The sequence below is a fragment of the Erwinia sp. OLFS4 genome (assembly GCF_002752165.1).
Classification (GTDB): Bacteria; Pseudomonadota; Gammaproteobacteria; order Enterobacterales; family Enterobacteriaceae; genus Izhakiella.
In genome coordinates, this window is record NZ_MOMB01000032.1 from 1 (window position 1) to 951 (window position 951).

1 pseudogene is annotated in these 951 nt (G+C 48.1%); it reads right to left on the reverse strand.

The window, feature by feature from the left end:
• Positions 1 to 951 (reverse strand): annotated as a pseudogene (locus BL249_RS18945) (hypothetical protein); the annotation flags it as partial.

Sequence of the window (951 nt, forward strand, 5' to 3'; positions counted from 1 at the left end):
GACTGAGAAGACGTTTTTTCAGGTAATCGGAATGCTGGGTATCGCCCGTGCTCTCGGCATTCTTACGATGGACATCAACTTCTCTCGCCATCGTTTCATACACTTTCTTGGCTTCGTTCGGTGTAACCGCACTTTCGATGGTATTAGCGACTTTGGTGATTTTCTCGTCCAGTTCTTTACGAAGACGTACGGTATCCCCGGCTTTTTCCCCGGCATTCTCGATGGCGAATTGGGCTGCGTTTTCCTGGCGATACTGTTGATCGTCAAACAAGCCGAGGAACACATCAGCAGAGGAGCCAAGCTGAGAAAGCGCCTTTTTGGTTGCGTCTGTGAGTGATTTTTTTGGTGCTTCGCCATCGCTGATAAGGCCGTTTTTTGTGTTGTAAATATAGGGAGTGCAGCCATACGCAAAAATTTCGCCTTGTTTACCATCCAGCACGTACCACAGGCGTACTTTTGTTGTATGGTTTACTTCGGTCAGGTAGCCACCAGCCCCATTAGGGATCACTTCTTTTACGAAGTTTCCATCAGCACCTTTAACTGAGCGCATAATGGGTGCGCCATTATCAAAACGCTCTTCCAAAATCTCAATTTTCCAGTTGATACCCTGGGGGCCGAGTACCTTGGTGGCCTGCATTACCATATAGGTACCGTTGATCGATGTGCCGCCACCATTCGTTGCGAACGCTTTGGTGAATCGTTCGTCGGTTCTGTGAAGTTTGCGCCAAAGACTGAGGTTGTCCTGTATGTCCTGCGGTTGATCCGCAATTTCTTTTTCAACCTGTGTCGCACGTTGTTGGAAATTGTCGGCAGCAATGTCACAAGGCGCAGTAACCACCACAGGGGTAGCTTCCGGTATTTTTACTGGATCATTAGAATGCTCTGTTACTGGTTTTTCTGTTTCATTTGGAGCGCTGGTATCGTTTGCTGGTTCAGCGCTAGAACCAATCA